A 14,913-nucleotide genomic window follows, 5' to 3' on the forward strand; every position below is an offset into this window, starting at 1 on the left:
ATCACGAAAGACCGACAGCCGAGGCGCCGCAAGACGGTGATCAGGACCGACTGCGCAGTGGAACCGGGTCACCGGACTTCGATTTCAGGAAGACCCGCATCTCGTCGGAGATCTGCAGAACCTTGCCGGTGTCGGAATGCACTGCCACGACGGTTGTCTCACAGAGGGCGACAACGTTTCCCGCTGCGTCGGTCAGTGAACTGCCGAAGTCGAAAGACGAGCCACCGAGCCGACTCACCCAGACCTGCGCGGTGACGGGCTCAGGGGTGTAGAGCAGCGGCCTGACGAATTCGATTTCCTGACGGGCGACGTGGATCGCGACCGCACCGTAACCGTCGCGGATCCAGCCCGACACCGCGCGCACGCGGGCCTCTTCGAAGAGCCGGGCGAACTGCACGTTGTTCACATGGTTGTTGACGTCCATATCGCCCCACCGCAGCTGCAATGAGACCTCGGTGGCGCCTGTCGTGTCACTCACCGACGTCACAGTAGTGGGGACAATCCTCAGAAGTCGAAGCGGGTCTGCCCGTGCGGATCCTTCTCGAACGCGAACACTTTCTGGGGTGTGACGCGGTACACGAGCGCAAAATCGTCGCCGGTTCCGAAACCACTTTCCGATGGTTCAAAGGCCCAGGCGTCGCCATATTTGTCGTAATAGGCCCGGGCGACCGAGACCAGCTCCGGCTGCCCGGTGACCCGCTGCGCGGCGCCCTCGATCACCACGTCGCAACCCCGCTGCCAGGTGTTGACCCCGGTGGTCACACTGACCTGGTCGTTGACCGCGAGGTTGTGGACCTTCTGCTCCTCGGGCCCGCTGCAGAAGTAGAACCGCTCGTCGGACCACACCCCGACCAGCGGAGTGCCGTGCGGACGACCGTCGCGGCGCACCGTTGTGACCCAATACAACTCGGCTCGCGTCAGGATCCCCGATATCTGTTCCCACTCGGCCGCAACCGCCCCCGGACGACTGAAACGATCGTCGAATCGGACGGTCGGATGAGTTCCCATGGTGTCTCCTGACGTCGGACGCCTCTGTGACATACCGACCAGAACCACAGCGCAAACTAATCGTCGGTCATCGGCAGTTCCCGACGCCGCCTCGGTTCATCGACGCGACCGCGATGGAAACCCTTGGCCATCAACACCATCGAGAGCACCGATGCAGGCCACCGTCGACCGGGACGGCATCTGCCGCGGCGCCTGACACCACGGTCGCCGCGGCACAGGTGGGCGGTGAGTCCGGACACATCCGGTTCCGAACCCCGCCCACCGAAACGACGGCGAAATCTGCGGGACGGGAGCACAGTCAGCCCAGGTGAGGGGACATTGCCGACCCCCCGGGACGCAATCAGACATCGGTCCGACACCGTCCACCCATTGCCTCCCACCAACGGCCTCGGAGAATGTATGGTGCCACGCAAGCGCGCTTTCGAAACGGGGAGATTGTTGATCATCGAGACCGACCGCCTGCTCTTGCGGCCGGTGTCGCACCGCGACACCGACCAGCTCGTGGAACTCGACCGCGATCCCGCGGTGATGCGGTACGTGACCGGCGGTACGCCGACCCCGCGCGAGGTGATCGAGGAATGGACGATCCCCCGCGCGGTGGCTGAGGCGACACATCGCAACGGTGCCGGACTGTGGGTCGCCCTCGACCGACTCGACCTGGTGGCCGCGCGCTCGGTGGGTCACCCCGAACCCGTCGACAGTTTCATCGGATGGTTCTCCATCCGCGCACCGCGCCACTCATCCGAGTCCGAGTTCGAGCTCAGCTACCGCCTCCGCCGGAGCAGGTGGGGCAAGGGGCTGGCCACCGAAGGCGCCCGCGCACTCGTCCACCAGGCCTTTGACGACGTCAAGGTTCGTCGACTCTTCGCGGGCACGATGGCGGTCAACACCGCGTCTCGACGCGTGATGGAGAACTGTGGCCTGCGCCTGACCCGTCTGCACGACTGCGCCGACACCTCGATCGCCGGATCCGAACGCGGCGAGGTCGAATACGAGATTCTCCGTACCGATTGGGAATCCAACAATTTCCCATGGGCACGGGCACCGCGCACCATCACCCATCTGATCGCCTGACCCACTGTCTTCGCCCGAGGTAGCAATCGGGTGCACCTTGACGCGACCAAACACTTGCCACCAACTACCGTAGGCAGGGTGCGGATCCCACCACTCCCCAGAGATCCCGGCCGCAATTCGCCAACTGACAGGAGATGGTCATGAGCAAGGAGACTGCAATTTCGAGCCGGCACAAGGTGGTGGTCATCGGATCCGGCTTCGGTGGGCTGTTCTCGACCCAGCACCTCAAGAAGGCCGATGTCGACGTCACCTTGATCGCGCGCACCACCCACCACCTTTTCCAGCCGATGCTCTATCAGGTCGCGACCGGCATCATCTCCGAAGGTGAGATCGCCCCCGCGACCCGCGTCATCCTGCGCAAACAGGCGAACGCGAAGGTGCTGATGGGCAACGTGGAGACGATCGACCTCGAGAAGAAGATCGTGACCTCACGCCTTCTCGAACGCATCACGGAGACCCCGTTCGACAGCCTGATCATCGCGGCCGGCGCCGATCAGTCCTACTTCGGCAACGATCACTTCTCGCAGTTCGCGCCGGGCATGAAGACCATCGACGACGCCCTCGAACTGCGCGGTCGCATCCTGGGCGCGTTCGAGCAGGCCGAATTGTCCGAAGATCACGAAGAACGCTCCCGCCTGCTGACCTTCGTCGTCATCGGTGCCGGGCCGACCGGAGTCGAACTGGCCGGGCAGATCTCCGAGATGAGCAACAAGACCCTCAAGGGCGCCTTCCGCAACATCGACCCCACCGAATCCCGGGTGATCCTGCTCGACGCGGCGCCGGCCGTCCTCCCGCCGATGGGCGCCAATCTGGGCAACAAGGCCGCCAAACGCCTGGAGAGCATGGGTGTGGAAATCCAGCTCAACGCGATGGTCGTCGACCTCGACTACGACGGTTTGCTGGTCAAAGAGAAAGACGGCACCACCCGACGCATCGAATCGCAGTGCAAGGTGTGGTCGGCCGGTGTCTCGGCCAGCCCGCTCGGCAAGCAGCTTGCCGAGCAGAGTGGTGTCGAACTCGACCGCGCGGGCCGCGTCAAGGTGCTGCCCGACCTCTCGATTCCGGGCAACCCGAACGTCTTCGTCGTCGGCGACATGATGTCGGTCGAAGACGTTCCGGGCATGGCGCAGGGCGCCATCCAGGGCGGCAAGTACGCCGCCGACGCCATCAAGGCCGGGCTCGCAGGCAAGACGCCCGAAGAACGCGAACCGTTCAAGTACTGGGACAAGGGATCGATGGCCACGATCTCGAAGTTCAGTGCCGTCGCATCCGTCCCGGTACCAGGACTCAAGAAGAACATCGAGACCGAGGGTTTCTTCGCCTGGCTCGGCTGGCTGCTGCTGCACCTGGTGTACATCGTCGGATTCCGTAGCCGCCTGAACACAATCGTCGACTGGTCGTTCGCCTTCATGACGCGGGGCCGGTCGCAGCTCACCATCACCGAGCAGCAGACACTCGCCCGCAACGCGCTCGACCGGCTGGCCCAGCTCGAAAAAGCCCAGAACGCGACCGACGATGTCGCGGGGCCGCCCAACAGCAAGCCGATCCTGTCCGACCCGGTGCCCGCCACCGACAAACTGGTGAATGACACCAAGACCTCGGGCGCCTCCGACGGCGAGGCGAAGCCCGCGGCCAGCTAGCGTCAGCCCGCCGCCAGCTCGCCGGCCAGACGCTCCGCGACGGGCATCGTGTCGGCGAGCACGGTGGTCAGACTGCCGCCGGCCGCCAGTCCCAGACGGGCGGCCGCGGCGGCGGGATGGACCATGTCGGCTCGCTCATCCGGGTAGCAGAATTCGCTGATCAGTACGGTCGGCGACCCCAGCCGGTCATGGTCGGCCTTGCCGAGGCGAAGCCGGTGCCGAACGGCCGCGGTGCCGTCGATATCGGCACGCAACCGGCCGGACCACGCGCCGTCGTCCTCACCGGACCTGCCGATCTGCACGCGCTCGCAGATGCGCACAGTCCCCGACCCGGCGACCGAGACCGCGGTATCGCTGTGGTGGACGGCATGCGCGGCGACGATCGTCGGCAGCGGATCGATCACCAGCCGGGCGCCGTCGGCAACGGTGACATGCCAGTTCAGTTGCGATCGGGGCTCACCGCGGCTCGGCAACGCCAGCGTCGCGGCGACGCTGAACAACGTCAGGTGAGAGCCGGGCCCGACATCCACATGGATGTCGATGGTGTCACCGCCGAGCGGTGTGGCTGCTGTCGAGATCAGGTGCAACACGTCGACCCCGGTCTGGCGTGCGGCCAGGCCACCGCAGGCACGGATACGCGGAGATCGCCCTTTCGACGTCTCGAGAAATACCTCGGTATGCATCGACGACGGTCAGACGGCCGCAGCCAACTGCTCCCGGACCCAGCGCAGGACATCGGTCGCGGCCGGATCGTCGGTCAGCGAGATCAGCACGGTCGGCCGGCCTTCCCGAACCCGTTCGGCGTCATCGCGCATCACCTGGAGGTTTGCGCCGACCATCGGGGCGAGATCGGTCTTGTTGACGACCAGCAGATCGGAGAACGTCACGCCCGGGCCGCCCTTGCGCGGCACCTTGTCACCGCCGGCCACGTCCACGACAAAGATCTGGGCGTCGATCAGGCCCGTCGAGAATGTCGCCGTGAGGTTGTCGCCACCGGATTCGACGAGGATGAGATCGAGGGGTGGGTTGGCCTCGACCAAATCGTCGATGGCGTCGAGGTTCGCGGTGATGTCGTCGCGGATGGCGGTGTGCGGGCAGCCGCCGGTCTGCACCGCGGTGATCCGCTCGTCCGGCAGCACGGCGTTGCGCCGCAGGAAGTCGGCGTCCTCGGTGGTGTAGATGTCGTTGGTCAACACGGCCAGCGACAACTCATCGCGCAGTTGCCGGCACAGCGCGGCGACCAGCGCGGTCTTACCGGAGCCGACGGGGCCGCCGATGCCGATGCGCAGCGCCTCCCCCGGCACCCGATCCCGTTTCGGCCGGGCATGGTCGTGCGTATGCTGGGCTCCGTCGATCAGATGCGGTGGCAAGAGCTGTCTCCCTGTGTTTGTCGAGTGGTGGATGGTCCGCTGGATGGTCTGCTGGGTGGCCCGCTGCGGCACGGATGGGTGGTCATGAGGCGAACAGCGGCATCGGTCGCAGTTCGTGCCGCTGCGCAAGTACATCAAGGAGGGGATCGGACAGGTCCGCCAGCCCCTGAGCCGCCTCGGCCGCCGTCTGCTCACACAAATCGGTCAACTGCACACTCAACAGGGCGACGTCGCCGGGATCGAGCGCCAGCAACCGCTGACCAGCTGTCGCGGATCCGGTCATGGTCGTGTAGATGAGCACCATCGCACTCTCGTGCGGGTTCAAGCCGGCCGCTCGCGCCACCTGACCGGTCACCACCGGCAGATGCGGACGCGCGGGGTGGACCCCCCAATCATGTTGGGGCCAGATCTTTTTACCAAGGCGCAGCATGCCACGTCCCTGCGCTCGTGAGGCCCGCCGGGCCGCGGCCGACGGCGTCCGCGCGTCGGTCTCCACCTCCGCACGGGCCACGTCGATCGTGCCCGCGACCACCGCTGCGGTGATCGATGCCGCAACCAGACCCGCGGTACCGACCCGGCGCACCAGGAAATCGCGCAGGGTGTCGAGGTCGCGGACCGCACCCGAACTGATCGCCTCCTCGAGGCCACCGGAGTGCACGTGCCCACCCACCGGCAGTCGCGAGTCGGCAAGGTTCAACAGCATACCCAGATGCCTGGTGGCCGAATGACTTTCAGGTGAGCTCATCAGAACATGAAATATCGCTGCGCCATCGGCAGTACGCCGGCGGGCTGCTGATCCCAGACATCACCGTCAATGGTGACGGTGAACGTGTCGGGGTCGACACGGATCTCCGGCTGGGCACTGTTTCCGGGCATATCGGCTTTCCCGATGTGCCGCACGTTCTTCACCGGTACCAGCCGCCGATCGAGGCCCAACCTCTCGGGAAGTCCGTCCTCGATCGCCTGCGGCGCAACAAAACTCAGCGATGTGGCCGCCGCCACCTTTGCAGCCGCGCCGAACATGGCCCTGGGCAACACCGGCTGCGGGGTCGGGATCGACGCGTTGGCATCACCCATGGCCGCCCACGCGATCGCGCCGCCCTTGATCACCGCATGCGGCCGGACGCCGAAGAACGCCGGTTCCCACAAGACCAGATCGGCGAGCTTCCCGACCTCGACCGAACCGATCTCGTCGTCCAGACCGTGTGCGATGGCCGGGCAGATCGTGTATTTCGCGACGTACCTCTGGACCCGCTGGTTATCGGCCGCCCCGTCTCCGGCCAACGAGCCGCGCCGCGCCTTCATGACATGCGCGCTCTGCCAGGTCCGCAGGACCACCTCACCGATACGGCCCATCGCCTGCGCGTCGGAGCCGATCATCGAGATCGCACCCATGTCGTGCAGCAGATCTTCGGCGGCGATGGTCGAGGGCCGGATTCGGCTCTCCGCGAACGCAAGATCTTCGGGGACACTGGGATTGAGGTGGTGACAGACCATCAGCATGTCGAGGTGCTCATCGAGCGTGTTGATCGTGTGCGGCCGGGTCGGGTTGGTGGAGCTGGGCAGGACATTCGCGTAGGACGCCACCGTGATGATGTCCGGCGCATGCCCGCCACCGGCACCTTCGGTGTGATAGGCGTGGATCCCGCGCCCGGCGATCGCCGCCAGGGTTTCCTCGACGAATCCGGCCTCGTTGAGGGTGTCGGAGTGCAGCGCCACCTGGACACCGGATTCATCGGCGATCCGCAGGCAGGCATCGATCGCCGCCGGAGTACTACCCCAGTCCTCATGAAGTTTGAAACCCGAAGCGCCGGCCCGCAATTGCTCGCGCATCGACTCGAGACTGACCGTGTTGCCCTTGCCGAGCAGCACGATGTTCAGCGGCCAGTGGTCGGTCGCCGACAGCATTGAGGCCAGGTGCCAGGCACCCGGCGTGACCGTCGTCGCCTTGCTGCCCTCCGCCGGCCCGGTGCCACCACCGATCAACGTGGTGATGCCGTTGCCGAGCGCCTCGTCCATGATCTGCGGGCAGATGAAGTGCACGTGGCAGTCGATACCGCCGGCGGTGATGATCTTGCCGTTGCCCGCAATGATCTCGGTCGACGGGCCGATCACGAGATCGGGGTGTACGCCGTCCATCGTGTCCGGGTTACCGGCCTTGCCGAGGGCAACGATCCGCCCGTCACGAATCCCCAGGTCCGCCTTGATGATTCCCCAGTGATCGAGAACGACCACACCGGTGATCACCGTGTCGGGGGCACCATCGGCACGCGTCGCGCGTCCCTGCCCCATCGACTCCCGGATGACCTTGCCGCCACCGAAGACCGCTTCTTCACCCGCGCGTCCGGGACCACCGCAGCGGTCCTCGGTGACCTCGATCAGCAAGTTGGTGTCGGCCAGCCTGATCCGGTCCCCGACCGTGGGGCCGTACAGCTCGGCGTAGCGTTCACGACTCAGCGATGCCATCAGGCGTCCAGCCTTCCTGGCGGGTTCGACGAGATTCCATGGACTTCACGCGTTCCGGCGATCGGGACCAGCTCCACCGTCGCCGACAGGCCCGGCTCGAACCGCACCGCGGTGCCGGCCGGAATGTTCAGCCGACGGCCGAACGCGAGGTCGCGATCGAAGTCCAGCGCGGCATTGGATTGCACAAAATGCACGTGACTACCGACCTGCACCGGCCGGTCACCACTGTTGACCACCATGACCTCGAGGACGTCCGCGCCCTCATTGAGGATTATCTCGCCTGGGGCACAGAGTATTTCACCTGGGATCAGGTTCTGCTCAGCCATCATCGGTCCTGTCACGAAATCGGATTGTGCACGGTGACGAGTTTGGTGCCGTCCGGGAATGTGGCCTCCACCTGGACGTCATGCAACATCTCGGGGACGCCGTCCATGACCTGGGCCCGGGTCAGGACCTCACGCCCCGACGACATCAACTCCGCAACCGATCGACCGTCGCGTGCACCCTCGAGGATGTGATCGGTGATGACCGCAACCGACTCGGGGTGATTGAGCAGCAGACCGCGGCCCTGTCGGCGGCGGGCCAGTTCGGCCGCGTACGAGATCATCAGTCGCTCTTGTTCATGCGGCGACAGACGCACGGTTTCCTCCTCGATGGCACAGCCGACGGACAAGTATGTCCGACACATACTGCCACGCAGACCTTTGGGCGGCGCGTCGAGCTTTTCCGCCCACGCATATCGGGGGGGTCGGTCACCCGCTGGCGACGAGTGCAACCGGCCGTGGTCCTTCGGTCAGCGCAGCACGCCACCGCTGCGACGCAGTTCCGCCAGCGCCTCGGCGGAACAACGCGGGGCAACCCCGAGGACGTCGGCCTCGGTGAAGGCACCCGCTGCGAGTCCGCGCAGGATCACCAGCGCCAGCGACTGCGCGGTTGCCGGTTCGTCGATGAACTCCGAACTCTGCCGGTCGAAGTACGCCTGCAACCTTGTCGCTGCGGGTGGCATGGCCTGGCGGAAGAACGCGAACACCGCGAGCCAACGCGTCACCAGGTGGCCGGGGTGCATGTCCCAGCCCTGATAGATGCCGCGCTCCAGCCCCCGGGTCACGAGCCGGTGATGCCTGCGCAGCGCGGCGTCGACCACCTCCGGTGTCCCCACCGGCGCGATCTGGGTCGAGCCGTCCGAGACCCACACGCCGGTCTGCGCGGCGGCCACCAGCATGACCGCCTTGGCATGGTCAGCGACGGGATGTTCCAGCGATTGCTGTGCCGAGACGATTCCGCACGCCGCGCTGTAGTCGTAAGTGCCGTAATGCAATCCGGTCAGCCGCTCACCACCGCGATGCACTGCGTCCGCCACGGTCGCCCGACCGTCGGCCCCCAGGACCGCCTGCGGGCTCTCGATCTGCAGTTCGAAACGCAGCACCCCGGTCGGCAGCCCGTGCGCCCGTTCGAGTTCCTCACAGATCATGACCACCGCGTCGACCTGCACCGCGTGGCGCAACTTCGGCACGGTGAAGACGAAACCGGACGGAACTCCCCCGGCGCCGTCCAGGACCAGCTCCAGTGACCGGAGTCCACGGGGCCGCTCGGCAGACCCCAGACCTTTGCACCGGACACCGAAGACGCGCGGCGCGACGTCGTCGCCGGCAGCCGCAGCCCAGCGGGCGAGGGTGTGGCCTGCCGCGCGGGCGTGGCGGTCCTCGACCTCGTCGGGCCGCCACCCGTACCCGTCCTCGAGGTCGATTCGCAGATCCTCGATCGGCCGGGTCGCCAGGCGCTCACGCACGAGTGGCATGACGCCGTGTTCATCCAGGGCGGCGAGGGCCCGCGGTGCACCATCGGCGATCCGCAGGGCCTCGTTGCCCCAGGCCGCCGGGGTGTCGATGTCCACGTCGCCGGCACCGATGTAGACGGTGTGTGCGGGCTGCTGCTTCAGGAGGCGGTCACCGGCAAAATCACGATCCAGTTCGGCATCGACGGCGGTGAGCACCGCATCGATCCGTTCCCGTGCCGGTTGCGACATCCCGATGTGGGTCGGCCGACTCGCCTCGGTCATGGGTTTCCTCAGCCTTCGACGATGTTCTGGAGCCGGACCCGCCCCTGTGCGATCAGCTTTCCGTTCTCATCGGCGATGTCGACCTCCCACAGCTGCTGACGTCGACCCCGGTGGATGGGCTTCGACCTCGCGGTCATCGCGCCGGTTGTCACCGCCCGCAAGAAGTCCGTGCTGTTGTTCACGCCCACCACGTGGCCCTGCTTCGAGACGTTCGCGTTCAGCCACACCTGCCCCGACATGCTCGCGACCGATTCGATCACCGAGCAGTAGACACCGCCGTGGACGATCCCGAACGGCTGCAGCAACTTGTCGGTGATCGTGAATTGCGCCGACACACCTTCTGCGGTCGCCTCGAGGTACTTCAGTCCCAGTTCGGCGTCGAACCCCCGGGCCGTCCAGTCGGTCGGATCGAACGTGCTGGGATCGGTTGTATCTGTCACGGAACAGATCTCCTCTACGACGGGCCGCGCTTCGAGGACGCAGCGATGCGTCCCAAGTTTGTCAAAGTTCGGTGATCGACGTCTCGCCAGGGTTGCGCGGCGCTCTTCGGCGACCTTCGGTCGTGTCCCGAAAACACAGCAGGCCCCACCTTGTCGGTGGGGCCTGCTGTGGCGTGGACCGGGGGTCTCTGCAGCCCTCAGGACGCTCGCGCGGTCCTCGTAAATAAGAATGTAGGCTAGCCTTACCAACGTGTCAAGCGTCTCGGGAGAAAAATTATGCAGATGGGCGTTGAGCTGATTGATGAGAAGAAAAGTAAAGTGAGAAGAATGAACGGTTTGGGTGAACTCGAGAGAGTCATCATGGACAACTTGTGGTCGTCGGACGAACCACAAACGGTGCGTCAGGTGCATGCGGCGCTCTCCGCCGACCGTGAACTGGCCTACACCACCGTGATGACTGTGCTGCAACGTCTGGCAAAGAAGCATCTGGTCACTCAACTCCGAGACGATCGTGCGCACCGCTACTCGGCGACGCATCCGCGGGAGCACCTGGTCGCCAGCCTGATGGTCGACGCGCTCAGTGAAGCCGACGAAGCAGGTTCACGTCAGGCCGCGCTTGTATCGTTTGTGGGACGAGTCGGCGCAGACGAGGCAGATGCATTACGACGCGCACTCGACGAATTGGAATCGGCACGTGAATCCGACCGCGAGCCCCACCGCATGACCGACCAGTAGGACGCCCTGTTGTGAACGCGCTTGTGTTCGGGATCGTCGCTGTGATCCTGGTGTGGCCGGCCCCGAGCTGGCTCGCCGCCGCCCGGTGGCCTCTTCGCGCACCGCGCGCCGCCATGGCACTGTGGCAATCCATAGCGCTCGCAGCAGTCCTGTCGGCATTCAGTTGTGGCCTGGCCATCGCGTCCAACATGTTGACCCTCGATGAGCAGGGTCGTCCGATCGCCAACCCGCTCGACGAAATGGCCAGTCTGGGCATCGTTCCCTGGACCCTCTATGTCGCGGTTTTCCTCCTCACGCTCCTGGTCGGTGCCCGCCTGATCTACAGCATCATTCGCGTCGCCCTGCGCACCCGCGCCCGTCGGTCCGCTCACCGCCAGCTGATCGATCTGCTCGACCGGATGGATCGCTCGGCGCCCGACAGCCCGCTGAGCGCTCGCGACGTCCGCATGCTCGAGGTCGATCAGCCGATGGCCTACTGCCTGCCCGGTATCCGGCAGCGGGTGGTCCTCAGTGAAGGCACTGTCGCCCGTCTGACCCGCGACGAACTCGAGGCCGTGATCAGTCACGAACGCGCGCATCTACGCGCCCGCCACGACCTGATCCTCGAGGCGTTCATCGCCGTCCACGACGCATTCCCGCGTTTCGTCCGCAGCCGGTCGGCGCTCGGTGCCGTACAACTGCTGGTCGAACTGCTCGCCGACGACACCGCCATCCGCACCGCCGGGCGCAAACAACTCGGGCGGGCCCTGGTCGCCTGCGCGGATTCGGTCGCACCCCGCGGCGCCATGGCGATCGGCGGTCCGACCACACTCGCCCGGGTCAAACGTCTGTCGGACACCCGCCCGACAATGCTGATCTCGGCCGTCGCGTACGTCGTGGCGGCCGCGATCCTCGTCCTGCCGACCCTGGCCGTCGCGATCCCCTGGCTGAACGAGTTACGCCGGCTCATCGACTCCTGACGCCCACAAACCGTCCCGTGCGCGGCGGGAACGGGGTTGAGGCGGGTCTCGTCGATCGCGCTGCCGGTACCTCAGACCTTCGCCATCGTTTCCTACGTCATATGGTGTAGCAATGACTGATTCAGCTGCTCGCGCCCAGATCGGGGTCACCGGCCTTGCGGTGATGGGTTCCAACATCGCTCGCAACTTCGCCCGTCACGGTCACACCGTGGCTCTACACAACCGCAGCATCGCCAAAACCGATGCGCTCGTCGAGAAATACGGCAACGAGGGTGATTTCGTCCGCACCGAGACGATGGCGGAGTTCGTCGGCGCGCTCCAGAAGCCGCGACGCGTGCTGATCATGGTCAAGGCCGGCGACCCCACCGACGCCGTGATCGAAGAACTCGCGGGTCTGATGGAAGAGGGCGACATCATCATCGATGGTGGCAACTCGCTCTACACCGACACGATCCGCCGCGAGGCCGCCATGTCCGCACGCGGCCTGAACTTCGTCGGTGCCGGCATCTCGGGTGGTGAGGAAGGCGCGCTCAACGGCCCGTCGATCATGCCCGGCGGGCCCGTCGAGTCGTACAAGTCGCTCGGACCGCTCCTCGAGTCCATCTCCGCGCACGTCGACGGCGAGCCCTGCTGTACCCACATCGGCCCGGACGGGTCCGGCCACTTCGTCAAGATGGTCCACAACGGCATCGAATACGCCGACATGCAGCTCATCGGTGAGGCTTACGACCTCATGCGCAAGGCACTCGACATGCCGGTCAGTGAAATCGCCGATGTGTTCCGTGAATGGAACTCCGGCGACCTCGACAGCTACCTCGTCGAGATCACCGCAGAGGTGCTCAGCCAGGTCGACGCCGAGACCGGCAAACCGCTTGTCGATGTCATCGTCGACGCCGCCGGACAGAAGGGCACCGGCCGCTGGACCGTGAAATCCGCACTCGACCTCGGCATCCCGACCACCGGCATCGCCGAGGCCGTCTTCGCCCGCGCGCTGTCGAGCGCCACCGCCCAGCGCAAGCAGGCCCAGGGCCTGGCGTCGGGCACCCTCTCGGCCGCCCCCACCGACAAGAAGAAGTTCGTCGACGCGATCAACAAGGCGCTCTACGCGTCGAAGGTTGTCGCCTACGCGCAGGGCTTCGATCAGATCGCCGCAGGCAGCAATGAATACGGCTGGGACGTCCACCCCGGCGACCTCGCCACCATCTGGCGCGGCGGCTGCATCATCCGGGCGAAGTTCCTCAACCGCATCCGCGAGGCCTACGCCGAGAACCCCGAACTCCCGAGCCTGCTGCTGGCACCGTACTTCCGTGAAGCGGTCGAGAACGCCGTCGACAGCTGGCGCGAGGTGGTTGCCACCGCGACGACCATGGGCATCCCGGTTCCGGCCTTCTCCTCGTCGCTGTCGTACTACGACGCACTGCGTGCCGAGCGTCTGCCGGCCGCCCTGACCCAGGGACTGCGCGACTTCTTCGGCGCACACACCTACCAGCGGGTCGACAAAGAAGGTGCATTCCACACCCTCTGGAGCGAAGGCCGCACCGAGATCCAGGCCTGACCCGACCTAGCTCGCACCGCAAACGAGCCAGAAACACGAAGACGAGCCACAAATTTGTGGCTCGTCTTCGTATAGGTGGCTCGTTTGCGGTGGTGGCCGTTCATCTTGCGTAGCATCGGCAATCGTGCGATTCCTCGATGATCATCTCCCGGGCCACGACCTGACGTACGACGATGTTTTCGTGGTGCCCGGTCGTTCCGACGTCGCGTCCCGATTCGACGTCGATCTCTCCTCCGTCGACGGTTCCGGCACCACCATTCCGCTGGTGGTCGCCAACATGACGGCTGTCGCCGGACGCCGGATGGCCGAAACCGTGGCCCGGCGCGGCGGGCTGGTGGTGTTGCCGCAGGATCTGCCCATCCCCGCGGCCGCCGACATGATCTCGTTTGTCAAAGGACGCCACCTCGTCGCGGACACACCGGTCGTCCTCGGCGCCGACGCCGCTGTCTCCGATGCGGTGGCACTGCTGCCCAAACGGGCACACGGAGCCGTGGTCGTCCTCGGCTCCGATGCCGCGACTCCGATCGGCGTGGTCACCGAGGCATCGTGCGGCGACGTCGACCGGTTCGCCCGCCTGACCGACGTCCTCGACCCCGACTTCGTGTCGGCGCCGGTGGGAACGCCTCCCCGAAAGCTGTTCGAGCTACTCGATGCCACCCATTCCGACCTGGTGATCCTCACCGAGGCCGACGGGTCCCTGGCGGGTGTCCTGACCCGCGTCGGGGCCGTCCGGGCCGGCATCTACCAGCCCAACCTCGACGCCAACGGCCGCCTGCGGGTCGCCGCTGCGGTCGGCGTCAACGGTGACGCCCGCGGCAAGGCGATCGCGCTGGTGCAGGCAGGCGCCGACCTCATCGTCGTCGACACCGCACACGGACATCAGGAAAAGATGCTCGCGGTCCTCGAACAGGTCGCGGACGCCAACCTCGGCGTGCCGATCTGCGCAGGCAATGTGGTGACGGCGCAGGGAACGCGGGACCTGATCTCGGCCGGGGCGGACATCGTCAAGGTCGGGGTCGGACCCGGCGCGATGTGCACCACCCGGATGATGACCGGTGTCGGCCGGCCGCAGTTCTCGGCGGTGGCCGAATGCGCGACTGCCGCCCGTGAATCGGGCTCCCATGTCTGGGCAGACGGCGGCGTTCGACATCCGCGTGATGTGGCGCTGGCCGTGGCCGCCGGGGCATCGAACGTGATGGTCGGATCGTGGTTCGCCGGAACCCACGAGAGTCCCGGCGAATTGCGGTGGGATCCGGCCGGCCGGCCGTACAAGGAGAGCTTCGGGATGGCATCGAAGCGCGCGGTGGCCGCGCGCACCGCGGACGACAGTTCCTTCGACCGCGCCCGCAAGGCGTTGTTCGACGAAGGGATCTCCACCTCACGCATCGCGCTCGACCCCGAACGCCCCGGCGTCGAGGACCTGATCGACCACATCTGCTCGGGAATCCGGTCCACCGCGACCTACATCGGCGCCCGGTCACTCGAGGAACTACACGAGAAAGCGGTCCTCGGTGTCCAATCCCCGGCCGGGTTCGCAGAAGGTCGCCCGCTGCCCACGGGCTGGTGACCCGATAAGATCGACCCGACATCCCAGGCGACCTCCACTC

Annotated in this window: 16 protein-coding genes; 6 read left to right on the forward strand and 10 right to left on the reverse strand. The window is 66.1% G+C overall.

Annotated features, from left to right (window positions below; translation table 11 throughout):
- Positions 1 to 40: 40 nt before the first annotated feature.
- Together AC51GT_RS07910 and AC51GT_RS07915 are read right to left on the reverse strand one after the other, a co-directional pair.
- Complete coding sequence (locus AC51GT_RS07910; protein WP_496325724.1) at positions 41 to 478, reverse strand: acyl-CoA thioesterase; 438 nt, start codon at positions 476 to 478, stop codon at positions 41 to 43.
- Positions 479 to 504: 26 nt separating this feature from the next.
- Positions 505 to 1,008, reverse strand: a complete 504-nt coding sequence (locus AC51GT_RS07915; RefSeq protein ID WP_496325725.1) for a pyridoxamine 5'-phosphate oxidase family protein — start codon at positions 1,006 to 1,008, stop codon at positions 505 to 507.
- A gap of 399 nt (positions 1,009 to 1,407) precedes the next feature.
- On the opposite strand from AC51GT_RS07915, the gene AC51GT_RS07920 reads away from it, so the two are divergent.
- Positions 1,408 to 2,082, forward strand: a complete 675-nt coding sequence (locus AC51GT_RS07920; protein ID WP_496325726.1) for a GNAT family N-acetyltransferase — start codon at positions 1,408 to 1,410, stop codon at positions 2,080 to 2,082.
- Positions 2,083 to 2,222: 140 nt separating this feature from the next.
- On the forward strand, positions 2,223 to 3,722 hold the full coding sequence (locus AC51GT_RS07925; RefSeq protein ID WP_496325727.1) for an NAD(P)/FAD-dependent oxidoreductase: 1,500 nt from the start codon (positions 2,223 to 2,225) through the stop codon (positions 3,720 to 3,722).
- A 2-nt stretch (positions 3,723 to 3,724) separates the two neighbouring features.
- Here AC51GT_RS07925 and AC51GT_RS07930 read toward each other — a convergent pair whose 3' ends face one another.
- The 8 genes from AC51GT_RS07930 to AC51GT_RS07965 form a co-directional block, all read right to left on the reverse strand.
- Positions 3,725 to 4,405 (reverse strand): urease accessory protein UreD, encoded by a 681-nt coding sequence (locus AC51GT_RS07930; RefSeq protein WP_496328388.1) that lies wholly within the window; start codon positions 4,403 to 4,405, stop codon positions 3,725 to 3,727.
- A gap of 9 nt (positions 4,406 to 4,414) precedes the next feature.
- Positions 4,415 to 5,092, reverse strand: coding sequence for an urease accessory protein UreG (gene ureG / locus AC51GT_RS07935; protein WP_496328389.1), 678 nt, complete (start codon positions 5,090 to 5,092; stop codon positions 4,415 to 4,417).
- A gap of 82 nt (positions 5,093 to 5,174) precedes the next feature.
- On the reverse strand, positions 5,175 to 5,837 hold the full coding sequence (locus tag AC51GT_RS07940) for an urease accessory protein UreF (protein WP_496325730.1): 663 nt from the start codon (positions 5,835 to 5,837) through the stop codon (positions 5,175 to 5,177).
- Positions 5,837 to 7,558, reverse strand: a complete 1,722-nt coding sequence (locus AC51GT_RS07945) for an urease subunit alpha (protein ID WP_496328390.1) — start codon at positions 7,556 to 7,558, stop codon at positions 5,837 to 5,839. Before AC51GT_RS07945 ends, AC51GT_RS07940 begins: the two co-directional genes overlap by 1 nt.
- Complete coding sequence (locus AC51GT_RS07950; RefSeq protein ID WP_496325890.1) at positions 7,558 to 7,887, reverse strand: urease subunit beta; 330 nt, start codon at positions 7,885 to 7,887, stop codon at positions 7,558 to 7,560. Before AC51GT_RS07950 ends, AC51GT_RS07945 begins: the two co-directional genes overlap by 1 nt.
- An 8-nt stretch (positions 7,888 to 7,895) precedes the next feature.
- Positions 7,896 to 8,198 carry an urease subunit gamma gene (locus tag AC51GT_RS07955; RefSeq protein ID WP_496328391.1) on the reverse strand — a complete coding sequence of 101 codons (303 nt, stop codon included), beginning with the start codon at positions 8,196 to 8,198 and terminating at the stop codon, positions 7,896 to 7,898.
- 153 nt (positions 8,199 to 8,351) lie between these two features.
- The gene (locus AC51GT_RS07960) at positions 8,352 to 9,617 is read right to left on the reverse strand and encodes a DUF6986 family protein (protein WP_496328392.1); all 1,266 of its coding nucleotides are present in this window, start codon (positions 9,615 to 9,617) and stop codon (positions 8,352 to 8,354) included.
- An 8-nt stretch (positions 9,618 to 9,625) separates the two neighbouring features.
- Entirely contained in the window at positions 9,626 to 10,057 is a 432-nt protein-coding gene (locus tag AC51GT_RS07965; RefSeq protein ID WP_496325734.1) for a PaaI family thioesterase, read from the reverse strand.
- A 318-nt stretch (positions 10,058 to 10,375) separates the two neighbouring features.
- On the opposite strand from AC51GT_RS07965, the gene AC51GT_RS07970 reads away from it, so the two are divergent.
- From AC51GT_RS07970 to guaB1, 4 genes are all read left to right on the forward strand, one after another.
- On the forward strand, positions 10,376 to 10,792 hold the full coding sequence (locus AC51GT_RS07970; protein WP_496325891.1) for a BlaI/MecI/CopY family transcriptional regulator: 417 nt from the start codon (positions 10,376 to 10,378) through the stop codon (positions 10,790 to 10,792).
- 11 nt (positions 10,793 to 10,803) lie between these two features.
- Complete coding sequence (locus tag AC51GT_RS07975) at positions 10,804 to 11,751, forward strand: M56 family metallopeptidase (RefSeq protein WP_496325735.1); 948 nt, start codon at positions 10,804 to 10,806, stop codon at positions 11,749 to 11,751.
- A gap of 112 nt (positions 11,752 to 11,863) precedes the next feature.
- Positions 11,864 to 13,306: an NADP-dependent phosphogluconate dehydrogenase gene (gene gnd / locus AC51GT_RS07980; RefSeq protein ID WP_496325736.1), complete on the forward strand. Its 1,443-nt coding sequence runs from the start codon at positions 11,864 to 11,866 to the stop codon at positions 13,304 to 13,306.
- Positions 13,307 to 13,430: 124 nt separating this feature from the next.
- Positions 13,431 to 14,873, forward strand: a complete 1,443-nt coding sequence (gene guaB1, locus AC51GT_RS07985; protein ID WP_496328393.1) for a GMP reductase — start codon at positions 13,431 to 13,433, stop codon at positions 14,871 to 14,873.
- Positions 14,874 to 14,913: the final 40 nt, after the last annotated feature.

It is taken from the genome of Williamsia sp. z34 (assembly GCF_059553395.1).

What these genes read in the sequence shown, in the direction of transcription:
- AC51GT_RS07915 (WP_496325725.1), bottom strand. Translation starts at nt 1,008, where the DNA reads ATGGGAACTCATCCGACCGTCCGATTCGACGATCGTTTCAGTCGTCCG.
- AC51GT_RS07920 (WP_496325726.1), top strand. Translation starts at nt 1,408, where the DNA reads ATGGTGCCACGCAAGCGCGCTTTCGAAACGGGGAGATTGTTGATCATC.
- AC51GT_RS07925 (WP_496325727.1), top strand. Translation starts at nt 2,223, where the DNA reads ATGAGCAAGGAGACTGCAATTTCGAGCCGGCACAAGGTGGTGGTCATC.
- AC51GT_RS07930 (WP_496328388.1), bottom strand. Translation starts at nt 4,405, where the DNA reads ATGCATACCGAGGTATTTCTCGAGACGTCGAAAGGGCGATCTCCGCGT.
- AC51GT_RS07940 (WP_496325730.1), bottom strand. Translation starts at nt 5,837, where the DNA reads ATGAGCTCACCTGAAAGTCATTCGGCCACCAGGCATCTGGGTATGCTG.
- AC51GT_RS07945 (WP_496328390.1), bottom strand. Translation starts at nt 7,558, where the DNA reads ATGGCATCGCTGAGTCGTGAACGCTACGCCGAGCTGTACGGCCCCACG.
- AC51GT_RS07950 (WP_496325890.1), bottom strand. Translation starts at nt 7,887, where the DNA reads ATGATGGCTGAGCAGAACCTGATCCCAGGTGAAATACTCTGTGCCCCA.
- AC51GT_RS07960 (WP_496328392.1), bottom strand. Translation starts at nt 9,617, where the DNA reads ATGACCGAGGCGAGTCGGCCGACCCACATCGGGATGTCGCAACCGGCA.
- gnd (WP_496325736.1), top strand. Translation starts at nt 11,864, where the DNA reads ATGACTGATTCAGCTGCTCGCGCCCAGATCGGGGTCACCGGCCTTGCG.